The 20,374-nt window shown below is 68.4% G+C and carries 22 protein-coding genes; 15 read left to right on the forward strand and 7 right to left on the reverse strand.

Annotated features, from left to right (window positions below):
- The first annotated feature begins 54 nt into the window (after nucleotides 1-54).
- Both LV780_RS14775 and LV780_RS14780 read left to right on the forward strand, forming a co-directional pair.
- Nucleotides 55-954: a D-amino acid aminotransferase gene (locus tag LV780_RS14775; protein ID WP_108220931.1), complete on the forward strand. Its 900-nt coding sequence runs from the start codon at nucleotides 55-57 to the stop codon at nucleotides 952-954.
- On the forward strand, nucleotides 951-1,673 hold the full coding sequence (locus tag LV780_RS14780; protein WP_101339701.1) for a sulfotransferase-like domain-containing protein: 723 nt from the start codon (nucleotides 951-953) through the stop codon (nucleotides 1,671-1,673). Before LV780_RS14775 ends, LV780_RS14780 begins: the two co-directional genes overlap by 4 nt.
- On the opposite strand, the gene LV780_RS14785 is transcribed toward LV780_RS14780, so the two are convergent.
- Both LV780_RS14785 and LV780_RS14790 read right to left on the reverse strand, forming a co-directional pair.
- Nucleotides 1,663-2,328, reverse strand: coding sequence for a tellurite resistance TerB family protein (locus LV780_RS14785; RefSeq protein WP_011909599.1), 666 nt, complete (start codon nucleotides 2,326-2,328; stop codon nucleotides 1,663-1,665). The genes LV780_RS14780 and LV780_RS14785 overlap by 11 nt on opposite strands.
- Nucleotides 2,329-2,400: 72 nt before the next feature.
- The gene (locus LV780_RS14790) at nucleotides 2,401-3,627 is read right to left on the reverse strand and encodes an argininosuccinate synthase (protein ID WP_011909598.1); all 1,227 of its coding nucleotides are present in this window, start codon (nucleotides 3,625-3,627) and stop codon (nucleotides 2,401-2,403) included.
- A gap of 118 nt (nucleotides 3,628-3,745) precedes the next feature.
- Between LV780_RS14790 and ilvA the strand changes: the two genes are divergently transcribed.
- On the forward strand, nucleotides 3,746-4,993 hold the full coding sequence (gene ilvA, locus LV780_RS14795) for a threonine ammonia-lyase IlvA (protein WP_108220852.1): 1,248 nt from the start codon (nucleotides 3,746-3,748) through the stop codon (nucleotides 4,991-4,993).
- On the opposite strand, the gene LV780_RS14800 is transcribed toward ilvA, so the two are convergent.
- The gene (locus LV780_RS14800) at nucleotides 4,956-5,306 is read right to left on the reverse strand and encodes an Hpt domain-containing protein (RefSeq protein ID WP_180325096.1); all 351 of its coding nucleotides are present in this window, start codon (nucleotides 5,304-5,306) and stop codon (nucleotides 4,956-4,958) included. The genes ilvA and LV780_RS14800 overlap by 38 nt on opposite strands.
- Before the next feature lie 191 nt (nucleotides 5,307-5,497).
- Between LV780_RS14800 and LV780_RS14805 the strand changes: the two genes are divergently transcribed.
- On the forward strand, nucleotides 5,498-6,754 hold the full coding sequence (locus LV780_RS14805; protein WP_108220851.1) for a PP2C family protein-serine/threonine phosphatase: 1,257 nt from the start codon (nucleotides 5,498-5,500) through the stop codon (nucleotides 6,752-6,754).
- Nucleotides 6,755-6,775: 21 nt separating this feature from the next.
- Here LV780_RS14805 and LV780_RS14810 read toward each other — a convergent pair whose 3' ends face one another.
- Nucleotides 6,776-7,213, reverse strand: a complete 438-nt coding sequence (locus LV780_RS14810) for an NUDIX domain-containing protein (protein WP_011909594.1) — start codon at nucleotides 7,211-7,213, stop codon at nucleotides 6,776-6,778.
- 72 nt (nucleotides 7,214-7,285) lie between these two features.
- Between LV780_RS14810 and hslO the strand changes: the two genes are divergently transcribed.
- The 7 genes from hslO to LV780_RS14845 all read left to right on the forward strand — a co-directional run bounded on the left by hslO (nucleotide 7,286) and on the right by LV780_RS14845 (nucleotide 15,563).
- Nucleotides 7,286-8,275: an Hsp33 family molecular chaperone HslO gene (gene hslO / locus LV780_RS14815; RefSeq protein WP_011909593.1), complete on the forward strand. Its 990-nt coding sequence runs from the start codon at nucleotides 7,286-7,288 to the stop codon at nucleotides 8,273-8,275.
- The gene (locus LV780_RS14820; protein WP_101339704.1) at nucleotides 8,268-8,855 is read left to right on the forward strand and encodes a CoA pyrophosphatase; all 588 of its coding nucleotides are present in this window, start codon (nucleotides 8,268-8,270) and stop codon (nucleotides 8,853-8,855) included. The genes hslO and LV780_RS14820 overlap by 8 nt, the downstream gene beginning before the upstream one ends.
- Nucleotides 8,852-9,994, forward strand: a complete 1,143-nt coding sequence (locus LV780_RS14825) for a CCA tRNA nucleotidyltransferase (RefSeq protein WP_108220850.1) — start codon at nucleotides 8,852-8,854, stop codon at nucleotides 9,992-9,994. The genes LV780_RS14820 and LV780_RS14825 overlap by 4 nt, the downstream gene beginning before the upstream one ends.
- A 64-nt stretch (nucleotides 9,995-10,058) precedes the next feature.
- Entirely contained in the window at nucleotides 10,059-11,903 is a 1,845-nt protein-coding gene (locus tag LV780_RS14830) for an ABC transporter ATP-binding protein (RefSeq protein WP_011909590.1), read from the forward strand.
- A complete protein-coding gene (locus LV780_RS14835) occupies nucleotides 11,900-13,744 on the forward strand; it encodes an ABC transporter ATP-binding protein (RefSeq protein WP_108220849.1) in 1,845 nt (614 codons plus the stop codon). Before LV780_RS14830 ends, LV780_RS14835 begins: the two co-directional genes overlap by 4 nt.
- Nucleotides 13,741-14,955, forward strand: coding sequence for a class I SAM-dependent RNA methyltransferase (locus tag LV780_RS14840; protein ID WP_108220848.1), 1,215 nt, complete (start codon nucleotides 13,741-13,743; stop codon nucleotides 14,953-14,955). Before LV780_RS14835 ends, LV780_RS14840 begins: the two co-directional genes overlap by 4 nt.
- Nucleotides 14,956-15,068: 113 nt before the next feature.
- Nucleotides 15,069-15,563: a L,D-transpeptidase family protein gene (locus LV780_RS14845; protein ID WP_011909587.1), complete on the forward strand. Its 495-nt coding sequence runs from the start codon at nucleotides 15,069-15,071 to the stop codon at nucleotides 15,561-15,563.
- A gap of 47 nt (nucleotides 15,564-15,610) precedes the next feature.
- Here LV780_RS14845 and dalA read toward each other — a convergent pair whose 3' ends face one another.
- Nucleotides 15,611-16,150: a divisome-associated lipoprotein DalA gene (gene dalA, locus LV780_RS14850; RefSeq protein ID WP_011909586.1), complete on the reverse strand. Its 540-nt coding sequence runs from the start codon at nucleotides 16,148-16,150 to the stop codon at nucleotides 15,611-15,613.
- A gap of 178 nt (nucleotides 16,151-16,328) precedes the next feature.
- Here dalA and LV780_RS14855 point away from each other — a divergent pair, with 178 nt between their 5' ends.
- A complete protein-coding gene (locus LV780_RS14855; RefSeq protein ID WP_044248887.1) occupies nucleotides 16,329-16,931 on the forward strand; it encodes a L,D-transpeptidase in 603 nt (200 codons plus the stop codon).
- A 147-nt stretch (nucleotides 16,932-17,078) separates the two neighbouring features.
- Nucleotides 17,079-17,255, forward strand: a complete 177-nt coding sequence (locus LV780_RS14860) for a hypothetical protein (RefSeq protein ID WP_044248320.1) — start codon at nucleotides 17,079-17,081, stop codon at nucleotides 17,253-17,255.
- A gap of 77 nt (nucleotides 17,256-17,332) precedes the next feature.
- Here LV780_RS14860 and hemH read toward each other — a convergent pair whose 3' ends face one another.
- Nucleotides 17,333-18,466 carry a ferrochelatase gene (gene hemH / locus LV780_RS14865; protein ID WP_180325114.1) on the reverse strand — a complete coding sequence of 378 codons (1,134 nt, stop codon included), beginning with the start codon at nucleotides 18,464-18,466 and terminating at the stop codon, nucleotides 17,333-17,335.
- Nucleotides 18,467-18,503: 37 nt separating this feature from the next.
- The gene (locus tag LV780_RS14870) at nucleotides 18,504-19,322 is read right to left on the reverse strand and encodes a methyltransferase domain-containing protein (RefSeq protein ID WP_108220847.1); all 819 of its coding nucleotides are present in this window, start codon (nucleotides 19,320-19,322) and stop codon (nucleotides 18,504-18,506) included.
- Nucleotides 19,323-19,353: 31 nt separating this feature from the next.
- Between LV780_RS14870 and LV780_RS14875 the strand changes: the two genes are divergently transcribed.
- Both LV780_RS14875 and grxC read left to right on the forward strand, forming a co-directional pair.
- On the forward strand, nucleotides 19,354-20,076 hold the full coding sequence (locus tag LV780_RS14875) for a ComF family protein (RefSeq protein ID WP_108220846.1): 723 nt from the start codon (nucleotides 19,354-19,356) through the stop codon (nucleotides 20,074-20,076).
- A gap of 35 nt (nucleotides 20,077-20,111) precedes the next feature.
- On the forward strand, nucleotides 20,112-20,369 hold the full coding sequence (gene grxC / locus LV780_RS14880; RefSeq protein ID WP_011909580.1) for a glutaredoxin 3: 258 nt from the start codon (nucleotides 20,112-20,114) through the stop codon (nucleotides 20,367-20,369).
- Nucleotides 20,370-20,374 lie beyond the last annotated feature (5 nt).

Consider the following 20,374-nt stretch of genomic DNA (forward strand, 5'->3'; position numbering starts at 1 on the left):
CCTTGGCGCGCTGCCGCCGCCGGTCTAGCCTCGGACCCGAACAGGGAGCCGATGATGACCGAACAGATCACCACCCATCAGGCCGAGGAAGACAGCCGGAACGAGACGATCCGCATCTGGTTGAACGGCCGTATCCTACCCAAGGCCGAGGCGCTGGTGTCCGTCTATGACTCGGGCTTCATGCTGGGCGACGGCGTGTGGGAGGGCATCCGCCTCTATGACGGGCGCTGGGCTTTTCTTGACGAGCATCTCGACCGGCTGTTCGAGGCGGCGCTGGCGATCGATCTCGAGATCGGGCTGGATCGCGCCGCGCTTCGGCGGGCGATCCACGACACGGCCGAGGCCAACGGAATGGTCACGGACGCCCACGCGCGCCTGATGGTCACGCGCGGCGTCAAGACCCGGCCGTTCCAGCATCCCTCGCTGTCGCGGCAGGGGCCGACCATCGCCATCATCATGGAGCATTCGCGGCCCAGGGTTCCACGTCCCATCCGCCTCGCGACCGTGCCGCACATCCGTGGCCTGCCGATGAGCCAGGACCCCAAGCTGAACTCCCATTCCAAGCTGAACTGCATCCTCGCCTGCATCGCGGCCGAAAAGGCGGGGGCCGACGAGGCGCTGATGCTCGATGTCCACGGCTTCGTGAACACGACCAACGCCTGCAACTTCTTCATCGTGCGCAAGGGCGAGGTCTGGACGTCCACGGGGGACTACTGCATGAACGGCATAACCCGTGGAAAAGTCATCCAGATCTGCCGCGCGGAAGGCATTCCGGTCTTCGAGAAGAACTTTTCGCTGGTCGAGACCTACTCGGCCGACGAGGCTTTCCTGACCGGCACCTTCGGCGCGCAGACCCCGGTCGGCACGATCGACGGTCGGCGGATCGGAACGGGCGACATGGGTCTGATGACGCGACGGATCCGCGATCTCTACAAGGCGATGGTGGCGGCATGAGGATCGCGATGTGGTCGGGGCCGCGGAACCTCTCGACGGCCATGATGTATGCCTTCGCGACGCGCGGCGACTGCGGCGTGTGGGACGAACCGTTCTACGCGGCCTATCTGAAGGTCACGGGGATCGACCATCCGATGCGTGCGCAGATCCTCGCCGCTCACGAGACCGACCCGGACGTGATCGCGCGTCGCTGCGCGGGCGATGCACCCGGCGGCGAGCCGCTGTTCTATCAGAAGCAGATGACCATGCACCTGGTCCCGGGCTTTGACCGGAGCTTCATGCGCAGTTGTGAAAATGTTTTCCTGATTCGTCACCCGGCCCGCGTCGTGGCCAGCTACGCCAGAAAGCGGGAAGGTCCGACGCTGGCCGACATCGGATACGTCCAGCAGGCCGAGCTGTTCGACGAGGTCGCAGGCTGGCTCGGCCGGCCGCCGCTGGTGATCGACAGCGCCGATATCCGGCGCAACCCCGGAGCGGCGCTTGCGAACCTCTGCGCGGGGCTCGGCATCCCTTACTCCGAGGCGATGCTGAACTGGCCGGCCGGCGGCCATCCGTCGGATGGCATCTGGGCCTCGCACTGGTATGGCGCCGTCCATCGCTCGACCGGATTCGACGAGCCGGAAGGGCCACTTCCCGACCTGAGCCCGCCGGATGCCGAACTGGTGCGGCAGGCGCTGCCCCATTACGAGCGCCTCGCCGCCCATCGCATCAGGACGTGAGGGCCTCGACCTCACGCACCTCGGCTTCCGACAGGTTCAGCCGGCCCCGCAGCGTGCAGAGATAGGCACGGTTCGCGCTGGTCGTGGGATCGACCGCCGCGCGCGAGGCCAGGTAGAACTGCTCGGCCGTCTCCTGATCGCGCACCTGCTCCAGCAGGCGGTCGAGCGGTTGGGGATGCGCGATCTCGCGCTCCACCAGACGCCGATCGTCCGCGTCGGCACCCGCGGCGTCGAGCTGGTCGATGATGCGCTGCCGCTCATCCGTCGAGAGCGCGCCGTCGGCCCAGGCCGCGGCCACCATCCCCTGCAGCAAAAGCAGGGCCTTTGCGTCCGAAATCGCCTCTTCGAAGGGTTGATCCGCCATCTGTTGCGGTTGCGCGCCGTTCTGTTGGCCGGTCAGGCTGTCGATGACGCCGCCGATCATGCCGCCGATGCCGCCCGACGCGCTGCCAGACGTGCCGCCCGTGGCCGTGCCCGGCGCGCGCGACGGCTGGTCCTGCCACGCGCGGTAGGCCATGTAGGCAAGGGCGGCCATTCCGGCCTTCTTGCTGACACCCGCGCCAAGGGCGGCGGCCGAACCGAGCCCTCCCGCGCGCCCGCCGCGCCCGGCCATCCGCGAGGCCAGCATCAACCCGAGGACTTTCTTGAGGCTCATTTCAGGGTCTCCTCTCCCTTGGGAAAGGAGGTCAACCGGCGCCGCCCGGCGCCGGTTCCGCCTGCGGGCCTCTCAGCCCTTCACGCGTGCGTTGCGCGTGGCGATCAGTTTCAGCCGCAGGGCGTTCAGCCGGATGAAGCCGGCGGCGTCCTTCTGGTCGTAGGCGCCCGCATCCTCCTCGAAGGTGACATGCTTCTCGGAATAGAGCGAGTGATCCGACCAGCGGGCCACGGTGCGGGCGAAGCCCTTGTAAAGCTTGACACGAACGGTGCCCGAGACGTGCTCTTGCGACTTGTCGATCAGCGCCTGAAGCATCTCGCGCTCGGGGCTGTACCAGAAGCCGTTGTAGATCAGCTCGGCGTAGCGCGGCATGATCGAATCCTTGAGGTGCCCCGCGCCGCTGTCGAGCGTGATCTGCTCGATGCCGCGGTGGGCCTCCAGAAGGATCGTGCCTCCGGGCGTCTCGTAGATGCCGCGCGACTTCATGCCGACGAAACGGTTTTCCACCAGATCCAGCCGGCCCACGCCATGCTTGCCGCCCAGTTCGTTCAGCCGGGTCAGGATCGTGGCCGGCGACATGGCCTCGCCGTTGATCGCCACCGCGTCGCCCTTCTCGAAGGTGATCTCCACGAATTCCGGCGTGTCGGGCGCCTTTTCGGGATCGACGGTGCGCTGATAGACATAGTCGGGCGCTTCCTCGCCCGGATTCTCCAGCACGCGGCCTTCGGACGAAGTGTGCAAGAGGTTCGCATCGACCGAGAAGGGCGCCTCGCCGCGCTTGTTCTTGGCGATCGGGATCTGGTTCTGCTCGGCAAACTCGATCAGCCTGGTGCGCGAGGTCAGATCCCACTCGCGCCACGGCGCGATCACCTTGATGGCGGGGTCCAGCGCATAGGCCGTCAGTTCGAAGCGCACCTGGTCGTTGCCCTTGCCGGTCGCGCCGTGGGCCACCGCATCGGCGCCGGTCATGGCCGCGATCTCGACCAGCCGCTTGGCGATCAGCGGCCGCGCGATCGAGGTGCCGAGCAGGTAGAGCCCCTCGTAGAGTGCGTTGGCCCGGAACATCGGGAAGACGAAGTCGCGCACGAACTCCTCGCGCACATCCTCGATGAAGATGTTGTCCGGCTTGATGCCCAGCATCACCGCCTTCTCGCGGGCGGGTTCCAGTTCCTCGCCCTGGCCGAGGTCGGCGGTGAAGGTCACGACCTCGCAGCCGTATTCGGTCTGCAGCCACTTCAGGATGATCGAGGTGTCGAGCCCGCCGGAATAGGCAAGGACGACTTTCTTCGGGGCGGACATGCGGGGCTCCATGGCGGGAAAGTTCGCACGCCGGTCTAGTGAACTTCGCCGTTCTGAACAAGGGGCGCAGGCGTGCGAGGGCGTGGCGGAGGCTGACGGAAGCGGCTAGGGTGTGCGCATGACCCAGTTTGCCCGAAACGCCCGTTCCGCCACCCGTGCCCTGCGCGATCTGTTTCCCGAGACGCCGCTCCAGCGCAACGACCATCTCTCGGCCCGGTATCAGGCCGAGATCTGGCTGAAGCGCGAGGATCTGACGCCGGTGCGCAGCTACAAGCTGCGGGGGGCCTTCACGGCGATGCGCAAGGTGCGCGCTGCGCGACCCGAGCAGCGGTCCTTCGTCTGTGCCTCGGCGGGCAACCATGCGCAGGGGGTGGCCTATGCATGCCGGCACTTCGGCGTGCGGGGCACGATCTTCATGCCGGTGACGACGCCGCAGCAGAAGATCGACAAGACGCGCACCTTCGGCGGCGAGGCGGTCGAGATCGTGCTGACGGGCGACTATTTCGACCAGACGCTCGCGGCCGCGCAGGCGTGGTGCGCCGAGCAGGGCGCGCACTTCCTGGCCCCCTTCGACGATCCCGATGTGATCGAGGGTCAGGCGAGCGTCGGGGTGGAACTGCTCGAGCAGCTGGGCCGGGCGCCGGATCTGGTGGTTCTGCCGGTGGGCGGCGGGGGGCTTGCCTCGGGTGTCACGGCCTTCCTGCGATCCGAGGCACCCGGCACGGCCTTCCGCTTCGTCGAGCCGGAAGGCGGGGCCAGCCTGCGCGCGGCCCTTGTGGCGGGCGGGCCGGTGGCGCTGCCGCGGGTGAACAGCTTCGTGGACGGGGCGGCGGTGGCGCGGCTGGGCGATCTGCCCTTCTCGATGCTCGACTGGGCGCAGCCCGGACAGGTGCTGCTCGCGCCCGAGGACCGGATCTGCATCACCATGCTCGAGATGCTGAACGTCGAGGGCATCGTGCTTGAACCCGCGGGCGCCCTTTCGGTGGATGTGCTGCCCGAGCTTGCCGAGGAGATCCGCGGCCGGACGGTCGTCTGCGTGACGTCGGGCGGCAACTTCGACTTCGAACGCTTGCCCGAGGTGAAGGAGAGGGCGCAACGCTACTCGGGTCTCAAGAAGTATTTCATCCTTCGGATGCCCCAGCGCCCCGGGGCCTTGCGCGAGTTCCTGATGATGCTCGGCCCCGACGACGACATCTCGCGGTTCGAGTATCTCAAGAAGTCGGCGCGCAACTTCGGCTCGGTCCTGATCGGGATCGAGACGAAGAAGGCCGAGAATTTCAAACGTCTCGTCGAGGTGATGGAGGCGGCCGGTCTCAAGCATCGCGACATCACGGGCGATGAGGCGCTGGCGGAATTCCTGATCTAGGCTCCAGCCCCTTGAGGAAATCCATCCGCGCGCGGCGGTAGCTTGCGATCAGAGCGTCGAGGTTGACCTCGGATCCCCGCCCGCCGGCTGCGAGCCGCTCTCCTTCCTCGCACAGACGCGAGACGGCGACGAAGCCCAGGTTGAGCGCGGACCCCTTGAGGAAATGCAACATCTCCTCAAGGCCCGGATCCGGGCGCCCGGAGAGGCTTCGGATTGTCGCGTCCGTCTCCTCGAGAAACATCTGCACCACCTCGTCAAAGCCCTCGGGGCCGACCTCGTCCCGCAGGGCCGCGATCCTGTTCCAGTCTATCATCCTGTCCGCCCGTCCGGTTTCGCACGGGCTGACCCTCGCCGCCCCGTCTTAACGTTGCATGACCGCGAGGCCGGCCGATGCGGACCATTTTAGCCTTCATCCCCCCTTAAGCTCCGGTCCCGCATCCTTGGCGCGCAATCCGCCGAGAGGCCCATCTTGAAGACAGACTCGTGAGCGCCCGATCCCTTCTGATGACGGATGTCGCCCCGCGCCGATCCGCCGCTCCGTCGCGGCATGTGCTGGTCGTGGATGACAGCCGCGCCCAGCGGCGGCTGCTCGCGCTGTCGCTCAGGCGCTGGGGCTATCGCGTCAGCGAGGCCGACGGGGCCGACGAGGCGCTGGAACTGTGCGGCACGGCGGGTATCGACATCGTCCTGAGCGACTGGATGATGCCGGGCCTCTCGGGGCTTGACCTGTGTCGCCTCATCCGGGCGCTTCCACGGGAAAACTACTGCTATTTCATACTGCTGACCTCGCGTTCGGGCACGGGTGAGGTCGTGGACGGCCTCGATTGCGGGGCTGACGACTATCTCGTCAAGCCCGTCGCATCCGACGAACTTCGCGCCCGGCTGCGCGCCGGTGAGCGCGTGCTGGGGATGCAGGCCGAGCTGGTGGGCAAGAACCACCTGCTCGAAGAGGCCTTCGGCGAACTGCGCGCCGTCTATGAGACGCTCGATCGCGACCTGATCGAGGCCCGCAAGCTGCAGCAGTCGCTCGCGCGGGACCGGCACCGGCGGTTCGGCAACTCGACCGTCACGCTCCTGATGCGGCCTTCGGGCCGGGTCGGCGGGGATCTGGCGGGCTCGTTCGAGATCGCGACCGGGCGAGTCGCCATCTACTCGATCGATGTCTCGGGCCATGGCGTCGCCTCGGCGCTGATGACGGCGCGGCTGGCGGGGCTGCTCTCGGGTGTCTCTCCCGACCGGAACTTCGCGTTGACAGGTGGCAACTGCTATCGGTGCAAGGGGCGGCAGACCTGGCCGCCCGACATGGTGGCAAGCCGGTTCAACCGCATGATGCTCGAAGAGCTGCAGGTCGATCAGTATTTCACCATGGCCTATGCCGAGATTGATCTCGGCACCGGACGGGTGGAACTGGTTCAGGCGGGTCATCCGCACCCCGTGGTGATGCGCGCCGACGGCACGATCGAGATGTTGGGGCAGGGCGGCCTGCCGATCGGCCTGATCCCGGATGCCAGCTACGAGCGCACCGAATGTCGCCTCGCGCCGGGCGACCGGGTGCTTCTGCTGTCGGACGGGGTGACGGAATGTCCCGACGTCGCGGGTCATGCACTGGGAGAGGAAGGTCTTGCGACGCTGCTGCACGCCAATGCGGGGCTGAACCCCGAGGCGCTGATGGAGGCGCTGGTCTGGTCGCTCCACGACCGGATGGGGCGTGCGGATCTTCGGGACGATGTCTCGGGGGTGATGTTCGACTACCGTCCCTGATGCCGCGTGGCCCGCGGGAGATCAGCGCAGGGCCAGTTCCAGAAGCGCCCGGTCACCGGGATTCCTCAGCTGCCTCAGCGCCTCGTCGATGGGCAGCCAGACGGCGTGGTGGCCGGGTTCTGTGGGCGGGCCGAGGCGCCGGACGGGCCGGGCGAGGTAAACCGTGCAGAGCTTCTCGGCCCAGAGGTCGTATTCCGGCATGTGGGTGAAGCGGCGGAAGGCGCCGATCCTGCAGGCCTGCCCGATGCGCCAGCCGGTCTCTTCCATCACCTCGCGGTGCAGGGCCGCAACCGGATGCTCGCCGGGATCGATCCCGCCTCCGGGCAACTGGAACTCGGCAAAGGGTTGTTCCTGGAACGTCGTGAGGATCTCGCTGCCGCTCAGCAGCACCGCATAGACCCCCGCCCTGCGCCTGTAGCGCCGGTCTGCCCGGACCGGCTCGCCGTACCGCCTGATCATCTGCCCTTGGTCCCCCGGTTGTCCTGCCTATATTGTGTCGGTATGCCAAGGCTCGTGCCTCAAGGAAACCCCATGACCATCGGTTCACAGATCGCCTGGGACGACACCGTCCTGCCCTTCCAGCTTGACCGCTCGGACATCCGCGGCCGTGTGGTGCGGCTGGATGGCGTGCTCGAGGAAGTGCTGTCGAAGCATGATTATCCGCCGCAGATCGAGGCGCTGGTGGCCGAGGCGTCGCTGCTGACCGCGCTGATCGGGCAGGCCATCAAGCTGCGCTGGAAACTGTCGCTGCAGATCCGCGGCAACGGGGCGGTGCGGATGATTGCCACCGACTATTACAGCCCTCCGGAAGATGGCGAGCCCGCGCGGATCCGTGCCTATGCGAGCTATGTCGCCGAGGATCTGGCCCCCGGCGCCGCCGCCTTCGACCAGCTGGGTGAGGGCTATTTTGCCATCCTGATCGATCAGGGGCAGGGGATGGTGCCCTATCAGGGCATCACTCCGATCGCGGGCGGGTCGTTGACCGCCTGCGCCGAGACCTATTTCGCCCAGTCCGAGCAGCTTCCCACCCGCTTCGCCCTGTCCTTCGGCCAGTCCACGGCCAACGGCGCGACTCACTGGCGGGGCGGCGGCGTGATGCTTCAGCACATGCCCAAGGCCTCGCCCGGCGTGGCGGGCGAGGGCGGATCGGGCGAGGGCGGGCTTCTGCAGCACCACGACCTGCTCGAGGGCGACGAGGGCGAGAACTGGACGCGCGCGAACCTGCTGCTCGACACGGTCGAGGATCTCGAACTGGTGGGTCCGTCGGTTCAGCCGCCGGACCTGCTCGTGCGGCTGTTCCACGAAGAGGAACCGCGCGTGTTCGAGGCGCAGACCCTGCGCTTTGGCTGCTCCTGTTCGGCGGATCGGGTGCGCGAGTCGCTGTCGATCTACGCGCCCGAGGAGATCGCCGAGATGACGACGGATGAGGGCATCCTTACCGCCGACTGCCAGTTCTGCGGCGCGCATTACGAGTTCGACCCCGCGACGCTGGGGACCGGCGCAGGGAGCGGCGATGCCTGACGCGCTGCGCCGCGCGCTGCAGAGCGGCGGCGCCGCCTCGTCCGACCATGACCTGAACCCGGGCACGGTGCTGCCGCCCGACCGCCGCCTGCGGGCGGCGGCCGTTCTGGTGCCGGTCTGGCAGGGCGAGGGCGGGGCGCGGGTCATCCTGACCAAGCGCGCCTCGCATCTTGCGCACCACCCCGGCCAGATCGCCTTTCCGGGCGGCAAGATCGATCCGGGCGACGCCAGCCCCGAGGCGGCGGCCCTGCGCGAGGCGCAGGAGGAGATCGGCCTGCCCCCGGCGCAGGTCGATCTGATCGGCCGGCTTCCGCTGCATGAGACGGTGACAGGCTACACGGTCGTTCCGGTTCTGGCCGAGGTGCGCGGTCCCTTCCTGCCGATCCCGCAGGAGGCCGAGGTGGAGGAGGCCTTCACCGTCCCGTTCGCGCACCTTCTCGATCTCGCGCACTACCGGGTCGAGCAGCGGCTCTGGCGCGGCGTCTGGCGTCGCTATTATGTGGTGCCCTATGGACCCTACTACATCTGGGGCGCCACCGCGCGGATCCTCTACGGGCTGGCCGAAAGGATGCGGGCGTGAGGATTGAAGGCGACTGGATTGCCGAGCCGGCCACGCAGACGCTGTGCGCGGCGCTGGCCGCCGCCGGGCATCGCGCGCTGTTCGTCGGGGGATGCGTGCGCAACGCGCTGCTCGGGCGGCCGGTGGCCGACATCGACCTTGCGACGGATGCGGTGCCCGACACCGTCTCGGCGGTCGCGGCGGCGGCGGGCTTCAAGGTGGTGCCGACCGGGATCGAGCATGGCACCGTGACCGTCATTGCCTCAGGGATCCCGCATGAGGTGACGACGTTCCGGCGGGATATCGAGACATTCGGCAGGCACGCGGTCGTGGCCTTCTCGACGGATGTGGCCGAGGACGCGGCCCGGCGCGATTTCACCATGAACGCCCTCTATGCCGAGGCAACGGGAGAGGTGATCGACCCGCTCGGCGGTCTGCCCGACCTGATCGCCCGCCGCGTGCGCTTCGTGGGCGATCCGATTCAGCGGATCGAAGAGGACTACCTGCGCATCCTGCGCTTCTTCCGCTTTCACGCCATCTATGGCGATCCCTCGGAAGGGCTCGACGCCGAGGGGCTGGCGGCCTGCGCGGCGCGCGCCGAGGGGCTCTGCCAGCTCTCGCGTGAGCGGGTAGGGGCCGAGATGCGCAAGCTGCTCGCGGCCGACGATCCCGCCCCCGCAGTGGCGGCAATGGAGGCGGCGGGCGTGCTCGTCCGGGTTCTGCCGGGCGCCTCGGCGCGCGCCCTGCCGGTGCTGGTCCATCTGGAGGAGGACCGGCCCGCGGGCTGGCTCGTGCGCCTCGCCAGCCTCGGCGGAGAGGAGGTGGCCGACCGCCTGCGCCTGTCGCGCGCCGATGGGGCGGCGCTGGGCCGGCTGCGGGCTGCGGCGCTGGAGGGCGCGCCGCCGGCCGAGCAGGGTTACCGTCTGGGCCTGGACCTCGGCGCCGGGGCCGTGCTGCTGCATGCGGCCCTCTCCGAGGCCCCACCGCCCGAGGGCTGGCGCGCCGACGTGGCGCGGGGGGCCGGCGCCCGCTTCCCCGTGAAGGCCGCCGACCTCATGCCCGCGCTGGCCGGCCCCGCCCTCGGCGCCCGGCTTCGCGAGCTTGAGGAGCGTTGGATCGCCTCGGATTTCCGGCTGGACCGGGCGGCGCTGCTGGGCTGAACTCTCCGCATTTCCTTTGCGGGAGGGCAGGCTATATCTTGGCGGCATTCACGAGGCCCTCCCCATGTTCCGCTTCTTCGAGAACCTGGTCGATCCCTATGCGCCCTGGGACCGGACCGATACCCCGCCCCGCCGGCTCTGGCCCTTCCTGAAGGACTATGTGCAGCCCTTCCGCAAGGTCTTTGCCATCACGGGCCTGATGTCGGTGCTGAACGCCTCGGTCGAGGTGCTGCTGATCTGGTATGTGGGGCGCCTTGTGGACCTTCTGGCCGAGGGCGCGCCGCAGGAGGTCTGGGAGAGCCACGGGCTTGAGGTCATCGCCGTCGCGCTGGCGATCCTGCTTCTGCGGCCGCTGGTGGCGGGAGTGGACGTGGCGCTGCTGCACAACACCATCCTGCCCAACTTCGGCACGCTGATCCGCTGGCGCGCCCACAACCACGTCCTGCGCCAGCCCGTCGGCTGGTTCGAGAGCGACTTCGCCGGCCGGATCGCCAACCGGATCATGCAGACCCCGCCCGCGGCGGGCGATGCGGTGTTCCAGACCTTTGACGCGGGCGCCTTCGCGATCACCACCGTGATCGGCGCGGTCTTCGTGCTGGCCGATGCCGACCTGCGGCTTGCGCTGCCGCTGATCGTCTGGTTCGTCCTTTACGGGATGCTGGTGCGCTGGACGGTCCGCCACGCGGGCCCGGCCGCCAAGGCCTCGTCCGACGCGCGCTCGGCGGTGACGGGGCGGGTGGTCGATGCCTACACCAACATCCACTCCGTGAAGCTCTTCGCCCACCACGATCGCGAACTCGACTATGCCCGCGAGGCGATCGAGCATGCCCGCACCACCTTCCAGAAGGAAATGCGCATCATCACGCGCATGGATGTGACCCTAACGGTGCTGAACGGCGCGCTGATCACCTCGGTCACCGGCTGGGCCATCCTTCTGTGGTATCAGGGGCAGGCGACGGTCGGGATCGTGGCGGCCTCGACGGCGCTGGTGCTGCGGCTGAACAACATGACCTACTGGATCATGTGGGCCACCAGCTCGCTCGTGCAGGCGCTGGGCGTGGTGGCCGAAGGGATGGAGACCATCGCCCAGCCCATCGGCCTCGTGGACCGGCGCGGCGCGCGGCCGCTGCGCCTGACGGCCGGCGGGATCGAGCTGGACAGCGTCTCGCACCACTACGGGCGCGGCTCGGGCGGGCTGGACCGGGTGACGCTCTCCATCGCGCCGGGCGAGAAGGTGGGCATCGTCGGCCGCTCGGGTGCCGGGAAATCCACGCTCGTGAAACTCATGCTGCGCTTCTACGACCCCGAGGGCGGGCACATCCGCATCGACGGGCAGGATGTGACCGAGGTCACGCAGGAGAGCCTGCGCCGCGCCATCGGCATGGTGCAGCAGGACTCGAGCCTCCTGCATCGGTCGGTGCGGGACAACATCCTCTATGGCCGGCCGGGGGCGAGCGACGAGGACATGATCCTCGCCGCCAAGCGGGCCGAGGCGCATGACTTCATCCTGACGCTCGAGGATCCCGAGGGGCGGCGCGGCTACGAGGCCCATGTGGGTGAACGCGGCGTGAAGCTTTCGGGCGGGCAGCGCCAGCGGATCGGGCTGGCGCGCGTGATGCTGAAGGACGCGCCGATCCTGATCCTCGACGAGGCCACCTCGGCGCTCGACAGCGAGGTGGAGGCGGCGATCCAGGAGACGCTCTACCGGGTGATGGAGGGCAAGACCGTGATCGCCATCGCCCACCGGCTTTCGACGATCGCCGCGATGGACCGGATCGTGGTGCTCGAGGAGGGCCGGGTGGCCGAGACCGGAAGCCATGCCGAGCTGCTGGCGCAGGGCGGGCTCTATGCGCGGTTCTGGGCCCGGCAGTCGGGCGGCTTCATCGGCACCGAGGATGCCGCGGAATGAACCTCGTGCGCCTCGGCAACCTGATCGACGCCTTCCGCCCGGCCGACGGGCCCCCGCCGCAGAGCCTCGGCGCCTTCATGCGCTGGTGCCTGCGGGGGTCCTGGCCGATGCTCGGCCTTGCGGCGGCGCTGTCGGCGCTGGCGGGCACGTTCGAGGTCGTCTCGGCCATGATCATCGGCTGGGTGATCGATGCGGCCGTGGACTCGGGGCCGGAGGCGTTCTTCTCGCAGCATCTGGGGCTTCTGGCGGTCTTTCTGGGCTTCTACCTCTTTGTCCGGCCGGTCTCGTTCGGCCTCTCGTCGGCCGCGAACTCGATCGTGATCGGGCCGAACGTCCTGCCCCTGGTGCTGAGCCGGCTGCACCGCTGGACACTGGGGCAGGCGGTGACCTTCTTCGACAACGACTTCGCCGGCCGCATCGCGCAGAAGCAGATGCAGGCGGCGCGCGCCGTCACCGACGCCGTGACCGAGATCATCAATACGGTCGCCTTCGCGCTGGCCTCTGTCGTGGCCTCGACGCTCTATCTGCTGTCGGTGGACTGGCGGGTGGCCCTCGCGCTGGGCCTGTGGCTCGTGGCCTACCTGGGCCTCATCCGCTACTATCTGCCCAAGGTGCGGGTCAATTCCGCGGCCCGAGCGTCGGCGCGGGCGATGGTATCGGGGCAGGTGGTCGATACGATCACCAACATCAAGACGGTCAAGCTCTTCGCCCATGCCGACTTCGAGGATCAGGTGGCGCTCCGCGCGATGGAGAGCTTCCGCGACCGCTCGCTCGAGTTCGGCGTGATCTCGACCTGGTTCCGCTCGGCGCTGATGGCGCTGTCGGGGCTGTTGCCCGTGCTTCTGATCGGCGGCACGCTGCTTCTGTGGCAGCGGGGCGAGGCCACCGCGGGCGCCATCGCGGCGGCGGGGGCCATCGCCATGCGCATTTCGCAGATGTCGGGCTGGGTGAGCTTCACGCTGATGTCGATCTACACCTCGATCGGCGAGGTCGAGGACGGGATGCGCACCCTCTCGGTGCCGCATGCCCTGCCCGACCGTGCGGGCGCGGCGCCGCTGGCGAGGGTGCGCGGCGAGATCCGGTTCGACCGGGTGAGCTTCGCCTATGGACGCGGCTCGGGCGGGCTTCATGGCCTCGACCTCACCGTTCGGCCGGGGGAAAAGCTGGGCATCGTGGGCGCCTCGGGGGCGGGGAAATCCACGCTCGTCTCGCTGCTCCTCAGGCTCTACGACCCCGAGGAGGGGCGGGTGCTGATCGACGGCCACGATCTGCGCTCGGTCACGCAGGAGAGCCTGCGGCGCCAGATCGCGATGGTCACGCAGGAGACGGCGATGTTCAACCGCTCGGCGCGCGACAACATCATGTATGGCCGCCCGGATGCCAGCGACGCGGAGATGATCGCCGCCGCCCGCGCCGCCGAGGCCGACGAATTCATCACCGCGATGGCCGATCATTCCGGCCGCCACGGCTATGACGCCTTCCTCGGCGAGCGCGGCGTGAAGCTCTCGGGCGGGCAGCGCCAGCGGATCGCGCTGGCGCGCGCCTTCCTGAAGGACGCGCCGATCCTCGTTCTGGATGAAGCCACCTCGGCGCTCGACAGCGAGGTCGAGGCCTCGATCCAGGAGGCGCTGGCGCGGGTGATGGAGGGCAAGACGGTGCTGGCCATCGCGCACCGTCTCTCGACCATTGCGGCGATGGACCGGATCGTCGTCCTGGACCGGGGCCTTCTGGTCGAGCAGGGCACCCATGACGAGCTGCTGGCCCAGAACGGGCTTTACGCGCGCTACTGGAACCGGCAAAGCGGCGGCTTCATGGCGTGCGAGGAAGAGGCCGCGGAGTGATCGTCACCATCGAGAGGCTGGGTCATCTGGGCGATGCGATCGGCCAGGGTGTCTTCGTGTCCGGCGCCCTGCCGGGAGAGACGGTCGAGGGCGAGGTTCACGAGGGCCGGATCGCCGCGCCGCGCATCCTGACGCCCTCGCCGGACCGTGTGCGCCCGCCCTGTCCCCATGCCCGCAGCTGCGGCGGCTGCCTGCTGCAACATGCCTCGGACGGGTTCGTGGAGCGGTGGAAGCAGGAGGTCGTGCGCTCGGCGCTGGCGGGGCAGGGGCTTGAGGCGCCGTTCCGGCCGATGGCGGTCTCGCCGCCCGCGACGCGCCGGCGCGCGGTCCTCTCGGGGCGGCGGACGAAGGGCGGGGCGCTGGTGGGGTTCCACGCGCGCCAGTCAGGCACGATCATCCCGATCCCCGAGTGCAAGCTGCTTCATCCCGACCTGATGCAGACGATCCCCGCACTCGAGACGCTGGTCCGGGCCGCCGGCTCCCGCTCGGGCGAGCTGTCGCTGACCGTGACGCGCAGTCTGGGGGGGCCCGACGTGGCGGTGACGGGCGGCAAGGCGCTCGACGCGCCGCTTCGCGCCGAGCTTGCCCGGATTGCCGAAGAGCGGTCGCTTGCACGGCTGACGTGGGAGGGTGAGACGATCGCGCTGCGCGTGCCGCCCGCGCAGGCGTTCGGCGCGGCCCGCGTGGTGCCGCCGGCGGGCGCCTTCCTGCAGGCGACGGCCGAGGGCGAGGCCGCGCTTCTCGCCGCCGTGCGCGATGCCATTGGCGAAGCGCGAACGGTGACCGACCTCTTTGCCGGCGTGGGCACCTTTGCGCTGCCGCTGGCCGCCGCGGCCGAAGTCCATGCGGTCGAGGGGGATGCGTCCATGACCGCGGCGCTCGATCGCGGCTGGAGGCAGGCGCAGGGCCTGAAGCGGGTGACGGTCGAGACGCGCGACCTGTTCCGCCGCCCGCTCGAGCCGGACGAGCTTCGCCGGGCCGAGGCGGTGGTGATCGACCCGCCCCGCGCCGGGGCCGAGGCGCAGTGCGCGGCGCTGGCGCGCGCGCGGGTGCCGGTGATCGCCTTTGTCTCGTGCAACCCGGTGACCTTCGCCCGGGATGCGGCGCTTCTCGTGCGGGCGGGCTACCGGCTCGACTGGGTGCAGGTGGTGGATCAGTTCCGGTGGTCGGCGCATGTGGAGCTTGCCGCCCGGCTCAGCCTGCCAGCCTGAGCAGGTCAGGGCCACGCTTCAGACGGATTTAACCCAAGCTGTCCAAAGATTGTCTGGCGAGGAAGACCGAATCCGGTTATTCCAGAAACAAAAAAACATGTCGGGCAGTGAACATGAAATTTCTGAAGATTACCCTGATCATCCTTGCGCTCGGGTTGACCGCATGCGGTGACTCGAAGATTCGCAAATACGAAGGCCCGCCGGTCACCAGCGTGCAGGTGCACAAGGCGGAGCGAAAGATGTACCTGCTGAGCGGGGCCAAGGTCCTGCGCCAGTATGACATCGGGCTCGGCTTCAAGCCGACCGGCCACAAGCAATATGAAGGCGATGGCCGCACGCCCGAAGGCGTGTATTTCATCGACCGGCAGAACCCGCGCTCGTCCTACCACCTGTCGCTCGGGATCTCCTATCCCAATACCGCGGACCAGAAGATGGCCTTCCTCGAGGGCAAGAAGCCCGGGGGCGACATCTTCATCCACGGCCGGGGCAAGTACAACGGTCCGAACAAGCGTGACTGGACGGCCGGCTGTATTGCCGTGACCGATCAGGAGGTCGAGGAGATCTACGCGATGGTGCGGGTGGGCACCCCGATCTACATCCTGCCCTGACCGGGCAAGGGCGCCCCGGCCTGATCGGGGCGCCGAAAACCTGCGCGTCAGAGACCGGCGACGGCCATAGGGCCCGCGGCGCCGGTCACGACCGTCCACCAGATCTTGCCCTGCGGCTCCTGATACCAGGCAAAGCCGAGATCGGTGGCGGTGGGGTCCAGCACGATGTCGCGCGTGTCCTTCTGCTCCATCCAGGCGGCCAGGGTCTCAAGCTCGGTCTGGTAGGTCTCGGAGATCAGCTCGCCCTTGAGCTTGCCCCCGTAGCCCGACCGCTGCACGCGCAGGAGCGGCGAGGAACCGTCCGAGCCGAAGTGCCAGGGACGGTTCTGCACCGACATGTCCCGCGCATGGGTGGCGGCCGCGGCCGTCAGCTCGGAGTTGAGCTGCAGCGGCGCCGCGCCCTTGGCCTGGCGCAGCGTGTTGACCGAATCGAGCAGGCGGTAGGTGACCTCGCTCTGCTGGCCCGGGCCGATCTTGTAGACCTGCGGAAGCGGCTTGCCGTCGGGTCCGAGCGCGACCTCGGTGGTCGAGGCGCAGGCCGACAGGACCAGGGCGCCGCAAAGCGCGAGCGCGGAGATAGTCTTCATGTGTCATCCACCCACAAGGATCATTCCGGCCCTCATAACAGAAAGGCCGCAGCCTGTTCAAACGCATCTCGGGCGGGCAGTTCGGCGTTGACGCGGGCGTGAATTGTCGCCACTGGCCCGGAAGGATAGGATGCTTCGGTCCGAAATCTCGGGCACCACGATCAAGGAGACGAGCGGAATGGGTGCGGATCAATCGAACAGGCTCGACCGTCGCACGCTGCTGTGGGGCGCGGCCGCGGGTCTCGGCGCGATGGCGCTGCCGGCGCGCGCGCAGGAGGCTGCCGAAAGTGTCATTCCGGCAGCCCAGAGCCCGGTGCGCAACAACATCTCGAGCTTCCGGATGCTCGACTGGCAACCCTACTTCTCGAGCCTGCGCAACGGCGCCGTTCTGGTCGACATCACCTCGCGGGCGCTGCACTACTGGTCCGAGGACGGGCAGACCTACCTGCTCTTCCCCACCTCCGTGCCGCTGTCCGAGGATCTGACGCGCCGTGGCCGGACCGAGGTGGTGCAGAAGGTGGTGGCGCCGCCGTGGCGTCCGACGCCCGCCATGAAGGAGCGCAACCCCGAGTGGCCGGACATGGTGCCGGGCGGGGCGCCGGACAACCCGCTCGGATCCCACGCGCTCTACCTGTCCTGGACCTACTACCGCATCCACGGCACGCATGACACGCGCAAGATCGGGCGCAAATCGTCCAACGGTTGCATCGGCCTCTACAACGAGCACATCCAGCAGCTCTTCCCCCTCGCCAAGGTGGGGACACAGGTGCTGCTGATTTGACGTAAGGCTGCAACAGTCAAGGGAACTTCAGCGACCCTCGTTGCTTTCCCTCCGGCATGCTGCTTAGTCAGCATCACGAGGAACAGTCTTGGGGGCACCCGGCCGCCTCAGCTCAATATGACCGGGTGCCAAATCTGGAGGTCACAAATGAAGAAACTTGCGCTCGCCGCTGCCCTGTCCATCGCCGCCACGTCGGCCTTTGCCGGCGGCATGGCCGAACCCGTCATGGAGCCGGCCGTCGTGGAAGCCGAAACCGCGTCGTCGGGCGGCATCCTCGTTCCGCTGATGCTTCTGGTGGTCGTGGCTGCCGTCGCCGCCAACTGATCGGCGCGACACGGGATACGGGGCGGCGGGGAAACCTGCCGCCTTTTTCGTTTCCGCAAGCCGTGTCGGGGCCGGTTTCAGTCCCGGCCCACCCAGCCCGCGAGATTTTCCTCGATCACGGCGACCAGCGCCTTGATATGCGCCTCATCGTCGTTGAGGCAGGGGATATAGGTGAACTCCTCGCCACCCGCCTCTTCAAAGGCCTCGCGGATCTCGCCGTTGATCTCTTCCAGCGTCTCGATGCAGTCGGCCGAGAAGGCCGGCGCGATCACCGCGATCCGCTTCTTGCCGGCGCGCGCCAGCTCGGCCACATGCTCGACCGTGTAGGGCTTGAGCCATTCCTCGGGGCCGAACACCGACTGGAAGGTCGTGTCGATCGCGTCCTTGTCCCATCCCAGCCGCTCGCGCAGCAGGCGCGAGGTCTTGGCGCACTGGCAATGATAGGGGTCGCCGGCCAGCAGGTAGCGTTTCGGCATCCCGTGGTAGGAGGCCACGAGCACGTCCGGGCGGTGGTCAAGCTCGGCGTAGGCCCGCTCGACCGACCGGGCCAGCGCGTCGATGTAGAGCGGATGGGCGTAATATTCCGGCGCCGTCCGAACCGCGGGCTGGCGCTTTTCCTTCATCATGGCGCGGAAGAACTGGTCGTTGGCCGTTGCCGAGGTCGCGCCGGCGTAATGCGGATAGAGCGGGAAGAAGAGGATCTTCTCGCATCCCGCATCGACCATCGCGCGCACGCGGCTTTCGGTCGAGGGGTTGCCGTAGCGCATGCAGAAATCGACAATGACCCGGTTGCCGTGAAGCGCCCGCATCTCGGCGGCGATCCTGGCGGTCTGGTCGCGGGTGATGGTCATGAGGGGGCTTTCGCCCTTGTCGTGGTTCCAGATCAGCTTGTAGTTGGCGCCCGACGAGAAGGGGCGCTTGGACAGGATCAGGATCTGGAGAAGCGGCTGCCATTTCCAGGCCGGATAGTCGATCACGCGCTTGTCCGAGAGGAACTCGTTCAGGTAGCGCCGCATGGACCAGTAGTCATAGTTGTCGGGCGTGCCGAGGTTGGCAAGCAGGATGCCGATCTTGGGCTGCGGCAGGTCCGGGTGATCGGCGGGCGCGTGGGTCAGCCGGTCTTCGCCGGGATGAATCGGCTCTTCGGCCCCCAGGGTTCGCGCCTGCTCCGGCGTGGCTTGCAGCATCGGCGTCATTCCGCTTCCATACATTCAATCCGTGAGACACATATAGGCATTGGGTCCGGGGTCAACCATCGCCCGTCCGGATGGCATCCTTCCGCGCCGCCTCGAGCGCATCCGCAAGGCTGTGCGCGGCCGAGCCGGGGCGCAGCGGTTTCTGCTGGCTGTCATGCGGGGCCCAGCCGGTCAGGCAGATGATCTCGAAGCTCGCCACGATCCGGTCGTCGGCCCTGCGCGGGTAGCGGGCCTCGGCCTCGGCAAAGAGCGCGCGCCGGCTCGGGCGGCGGAGCCGGGCGTCGAGGGCGTTGGTCTCGCCCATCGCCCGCAGATCCCGCATCAGATGAAGCGTGTCGCGGTAACACACCTCGCGGAGGAGCGAATCCGCCACCGGAAGCGCAAAGCCGGCCCGCTGCAGAAGGCCCCCCAGGTCCCGGATCTCGGCCATCGGCAGCACCCGCGGCGAGAGGCCGTCACTCACCGCGGCCTCGGCCTCGGCGAGCGCGATCCGCAACTCCGAGAGCGTCCGCCCGCCGAACAGGAGCCCCAGGAACAGCCCGTCCGGCCGGAGCGCACGGCGGCACTGGACCAGCTGGCCGACGGGATCGTTCGCCCAGTGCATCGCCAGCGCATGTATCACGAGATCGTGTGCCTCGGGTTCGAGCGCAAGCCGATCGGCGTCCGGTACGATCCGGGCATCCGGCAGCCGATCGCGCCAGAGGTCTGGAAAGGGCGAGACAACGGCGGGGGCCGTAAACCTCCTGTTAACCTCGGCCAGTCTTTCCTCGATCTCGAGGGCGGCCTCCTCGTGCAGGAACAGTTCGGGCGCGCGGCGGGCGCGGGTCCGGTTGCGGTCGAGGGCGGTGCGGTCGGTCAGGGTGGGGGTCATGGGGCCTCTGGCGCGAGGTAAGAGGGGCGGCATGGGATTGCAAGCGGCGCTGCGCCTTCTGTTCCCGCCGCAGTGCCTGCTCTGCGAGACGCTGGTCACGACCGACTTCGGCCTCTGCGGTCCGTGCTGGCGCGCGACACCTTTCGTAGCGGGTCTCGTCTGCGAGCTCTGCGGCTGCCCCCTGCCGGGCGAGGATCCCGGCCATCCGGTTCATTGCGACGAATGCCTGACGTCGGCCCGACCCTGGGACCACGGGCGCGCGGCGATGCTCTATCGTGACAACGCCCGCAAGCTTGTGCTGGCGCTGAAGCATGGGGACCGGCTGGATCTGGCGCGGCCTGCCGCGGGATGGATCCTCGGGGTCGCGCGGCCCCTCCTTTCGCCCGGCGTGCTGGTGGTGCCGGTGCCCCTGCACTGGACCCGGTTGCTGGGGCGCCGCTACAACCAGTCGGCCCTGCTCTCGGCGGAACTGGCCCGGCAGGCGGGGCTGGACCATTGTCCCGACGCGCTGGTGCGGGGGCGCAACACCCACAGCCAGGAAGGTCGCAGCCGGGAGGGCCGGTTCGACAACATGACCGGCGCCATCCTGCCCCATCCGAAGCGCGGCACGTTGCTGCGCGGGCGGCGTGTGCTGATCGTCGATGACGTGATGACCTCGGGCGCCACTCTCGCCGCGGCGACCGAGGCTTGCCAGGGGGCGGGCGCCACCCATGTCACGGTGGCCGTGCTGGCGCGCGTTGCGAAGGACGCCTAAATCCCTATAGTCACGAACGACTGGAAGGGAATGCCATGAAGTCCGTCGAGATCTACACCACGCCCACCTGCGGCTACTGTCAGGCGGCCAAGGCGCTGCTGCAGCGCAAGGGCGTCAGCTACGCCGAGACCGACGTGAGCCGCGATCCGTCGCTTCGCGCCGCCATGACCCAGCGCGCCCACGGACGGCGGACCGTCCCGCAGATCTTCATCGGCGGGCAGCATGTCGGCGGCTGCGACGATCTCTTCGCGCTCGACGGGGCCGGCAAGCTCGACCCGATGCTGGCGGACTGACAGGC

It is taken from the genome of Cereibacter azotoformans (assembly GCF_021391315.1).
Taxonomy (GTDB): domain Bacteria; phylum Pseudomonadota; class Alphaproteobacteria; order Rhodobacterales; family Rhodobacteraceae; genus Cereibacter_A; species Cereibacter_A azotoformans.

Bases quoted from the DNA above. Each gene is read 5' to 3' on its own strand.
- LV780_RS14805 (WP_108220851.1), top strand. From the start codon at position 5,498: ATGACGGATGTCGCCCCGCGCCGATCCGCCGCTCCGTCGCGGCATGTG.
- LV780_RS14855 (WP_044248887.1), top strand. From the start codon at position 16,329: ATGGGTGCGGATCAATCGAACAGGCTCGACCGTCGCACGCTGCTGTGG.
- LV780_RS14820 (WP_101339704.1), top strand. From the start codon at position 8,268: ATGCCTGACGCGCTGCGCCGCGCGCTGCAGAGCGGCGGCGCCGCCTCG.
- ilvA (WP_108220852.1), top strand. From the start codon at position 3,746: ATGACCCAGTTTGCCCGAAACGCCCGTTCCGCCACCCGTGCCCTGCGC.
- LV780_RS14800 (WP_180325096.1), bottom strand. From the start codon at position 5,306: ATGATAGACTGGAACAGGATCGCGGCCCTGCGGGACGAGGTCGGCCCC.
- grxC (WP_011909580.1), top strand. From the start codon at position 20,112: ATGAAGTCCGTCGAGATCTACACCACGCCCACCTGCGGCTACTGTCAG.
- LV780_RS14790 (WP_011909598.1), bottom strand. From the start codon at position 3,627: ATGTCCGCCCCGAAGAAAGTCGTCCTTGCCTATTCCGGCGGGCTCGAC.
- LV780_RS14860 (WP_044248320.1), top strand. From the start codon at position 17,079: ATGAAGAAACTTGCGCTCGCCGCTGCCCTGTCCATCGCCGCCACGTCG.
- LV780_RS14775 (WP_108220931.1), top strand. From the start codon at position 55: ATGACCGAACAGATCACCACCCATCAGGCCGAGGAAGACAGCCGGAAC.
- LV780_RS14845 (WP_011909587.1), top strand. From the start codon at position 15,069: ATGAAATTTCTGAAGATTACCCTGATCATCCTTGCGCTCGGGTTGACC.
- LV780_RS14870 (WP_108220847.1), bottom strand. From the start codon at position 19,322: ATGACCCCCACCCTGACCGACCGCACCGCCCTCGACCGCAACCGGACC.
- LV780_RS14785 (WP_011909599.1), bottom strand. From the start codon at position 2,328: ATGAGCCTCAAGAAAGTCCTCGGGTTGATGCTGGCCTCGCGGATGGCC.
- LV780_RS14875 (WP_108220846.1), top strand. From the start codon at position 19,354: ATGGGATTGCAAGCGGCGCTGCGCCTTCTGTTCCCGCCGCAGTGCCTG.
- LV780_RS14810 (WP_011909594.1), bottom strand. From the start codon at position 7,213: ATGATCAGGCGGTACGGCGAGCCGGTCCGGGCAGACCGGCGCTACAGG.
- dalA (WP_011909586.1), bottom strand. From the start codon at position 16,150: ATGAAGACTATCTCCGCGCTCGCGCTTTGCGGCGCCCTGGTCCTGTCG.
- LV780_RS14835 (WP_108220849.1), top strand. From the start codon at position 11,900: ATGAACCTCGTGCGCCTCGGCAACCTGATCGACGCCTTCCGCCCGGCC.
- hslO (WP_011909593.1), top strand. From the start codon at position 7,286: ATGACCATCGGTTCACAGATCGCCTGGGACGACACCGTCCTGCCCTTC.
- hemH (WP_180325114.1), bottom strand. From the start codon at position 18,466: ATGTATGGAAGCGGAATGACGCCGATGCTGCAAGCCACGCCGGAGCAG.
- LV780_RS14780 (WP_101339701.1), top strand. From the start codon at position 951: ATGAGGATCGCGATGTGGTCGGGGCCGCGGAACCTCTCGACGGCCATG.
- LV780_RS14830 (WP_011909590.1), top strand. From the start codon at position 10,059: ATGTTCCGCTTCTTCGAGAACCTGGTCGATCCCTATGCGCCCTGGGAC.